General features: G+C 69.5%; 2 protein-coding genes and 2 pseudogenes. 2 read left to right on the top strand and 2 right to left on the bottom strand.

Annotated features, from left to right (window positions below; translation table 11 throughout):
- Positions 1–23: 23 nt before the first annotated feature.
- Positions 24–1,280 (top strand): annotated as a pseudogene (locus tag KZA10_RS18145) (serine hydrolase domain-containing protein); the annotation flags it as partial.
- A 79-nt stretch (positions 1,281–1,359) separates the two neighbouring features.
- Here the strand turns inward: KZA10_RS18145 and KZA10_RS12460 are convergent.
- Together KZA10_RS12460 and KZA10_RS12455 are read right to left on the bottom strand one after the other, a co-directional pair.
- Complete coding sequence (locus KZA10_RS12460) at positions 1,360–1,974, bottom strand: hypothetical protein (protein ID WP_218683028.1); 615 nt, start codon at positions 1,972–1,974, stop codon at positions 1,360–1,362.
- The gene (locus KZA10_RS12455; RefSeq protein WP_308289664.1) at positions 1,971–2,291 is read right to left on the bottom strand and encodes a hypothetical protein; all 321 of its coding nucleotides are present in this window, start codon (positions 2,289–2,291) and stop codon (positions 1,971–1,973) included. Before KZA10_RS12455 ends, KZA10_RS12460 begins: the two co-directional genes overlap by 4 nt.
- 18 nt (positions 2,292–2,309) lie before the next feature.
- Here KZA10_RS12455 and KZA10_RS12450 point away from each other — a divergent pair.
- A pseudogene (locus KZA10_RS12450) lies at positions 2,310–2,431 on the top strand (hypothetical protein); the annotation flags it as partial.

The raw sequence follows: 2,431 nt of genomic DNA, 5'->3' as shown, positions 1-2,431 counted from the left end.
CGGCGTTCAGGTTGAAGAACGCGATGACACCGGCTGCGATGTACAGCAGGCCGAGGACGATGTGGCCTACGCGGGCCCATCCTCCCTTCGCGCTCGAGATCCGCACACATCCGGTCGCGACACTCGGTTCCCGCGGACATGACTTCGTGCGCCGGGCACGACAAGCTGGAGAAGAACCGGCGTTCCTGCCGCCCCAGAACAAGGGAGTCTCCATGTCCAGCGAAACCCTCGTGGTGCCGCTCGTCGATCAGCTCGATGCCTTCTTCGGCCAGTACACGGCGGCGGGCCAGTCGCCGGGGCTCGTGTACGGACTCGTCGGGGCCGACGGCCTCGAGCACACCCGGGGGTTCGGGACCGCCGACGACCAGGGCAACGCCCCCGACGCCGACACGGTCTTCCCGATCGCGTCGATGACCAAGAGCTTCGTGGCGCTCGGCGCGCTGCTCGCCCGCGACCGCGGACTCCTCGACCTGAACGCCCCCATCACCGACTTCTATCCGCAGTGGCACGGCACCGTGGGCGATGAGCCGGCTGTCGCCCCGACCCTGCGGCAGCTGCTCAGCATGGGCGGCGGTCTCACCGAGGACAACTCGTGGGTCGACCCGTTCCTGGGCCTGACCGAAGCGGAGCTCGTCGAGCGGATCCGACCGGGCTTCAACTACAGCAACCACCCCGGCAGCGCCTTCGAGTACTCGAACATCGGCTTCACGATGGCGGGGCTCGCGGTGGGCAAGGCCGTCGGTCGGCGCGTGGAGGACTGGGTCACCGACGAGATCCTGCGGCCGCTCGGGATGAACAGCACGTGGTTCGACAACCGCGCCCCGGAGGGCGGCGCTCTCCGGGCGGTCGGCTACTCGCTGAACACCGAGGGCGAATGGGCGGGGTTCCCTCCGGCCGTGTCCGACGCCATGGCCGCGGCCGGAGGCATGCAGTCGACGATCACCGACCTCAGCATCTGGGTGCGCTTCCTCGCCGCGGCCACCCGACCAGCCACGGCCAGTGCGGACGATGGCGACGCGGTCGTCAGCAGGGCCTCACGGCGCGAGCTGCAGCGCATCCATCAGGTCGACATCCCCTCCCTCCAGGCGCGACCCGATGGCACCTGGAAGTTCGTCACGGGCGGCTACGCGCTCGGCCTCTTCGTGCGTGAAGACCTGCACCGCGGCCGGATCGTCACCCACAGCGGCGGTCTTCCCGGGTTCATCCTGAACATGGTGTGGCACGCCGATTCCGGTACCGGTGTCGTCGTGCTCACCAACAGCCACCGGGGCAACCCCGTGGCTCTGTCGGAGGATGCGCTGTTCCGCGCCCTCGCCATGCACGACACCCCCGCCCGCGGAGGTGCGGCGACCCGCGCGCTCAGGAGAGTCGACGCTGGTCGTGCGCGAGGCGGGCCCGAAGGCTCGTGTGGACCGAGACGAACGTCTCGGTGTCGCGGCCGGTCAGGACCGCGAGGTTGGCGAGCAGTCGGTCGACATGGTCGACGAGCTCGCGCGGATCGGTGTTCTGCCGCGGGGTGACCGACACGTGCAGCACCGGCCGGCGGCGCACGTCGTTGGCCGTGACCTGCGCCGAGAGGACCTCGTCCCGAGTGGTGAGGGAGTTCTTCACCGCATCCGAGACGAACGATTCGTTGACGGTCACGCGGCCCAGAGGGTTCTGCGCTCCCGTCGAGCGGAGCACGGTCTTCGAGCGGCGACCCGCGATGCTGGTGAGCGCGAGGATCAGCAGGACGATGACGACCACGATCGCCACGACAGCGCCGATGCCGATCCATGACAGGCCGCCACCGGCGATCGCGGTCGCGGCGATCGCCTGGTCGAGCCAGGACTTCACGTCCTTGCCACCTGCGGCCCAGATGTCCGACGCCGTCGGCCAGCTCATGATGGCGATGCCGAGGGCGCCGAGCCCGAGGAACAGCACCCCGATGATCAGGAGCAGGGTGCGATTCAACGCACGATTGGTGTTGTTCACAGTTCGTCCTCCTTCTCGGCGGGTCGCTCGATGCGCACCCGGGTGCGGACCCGGTGGGCCAGCCGGTAGGTCTGCAGCTCCGCCTCGGCAGCCGAGGCCACGTCGGCCTTGTCGAGCGGGATGCCGATGCCGGGGCGTACGGTCACGTCGACGGTGCGATGACCGACGCCGACGGTGATGCTGTCGCGGGCGAGGCCGGTCTCCTCTGCGAGGTGCTGGGCCAGCGCGCTGGCGATCACACCGTTGTCCACGACCACGGCCCGTCCGCCCCCGTCCAGGACATGCTTCGAGAGCCGCCCCGGGGTGATGGCCAGCACGATGAAGATCACCCCACCTGGGCGTCGCCGTGGGGCGCCGGGCGTCCGGGATGGCACATCGAGTGCTCCGCGATGTCGAAGCGCTATCTCGGGCCCGAGTTCGACATCCACGGCGGTGGGCTCGACCTGCGATTCCCGCA

Source organism: Microbacterium sp. BF1 (assembly GCF_019279095.1).
GTDB classification, from domain to species: domain Bacteria; phylum Actinomycetota; class Actinomycetes; order Actinomycetales; family Microbacteriaceae; genus Microbacterium; species Microbacterium maritypicum.
Note: the sequence above shows the minus strand (reverse complement) of the source record. Positions and strands in the feature narration are given on the sequence as shown.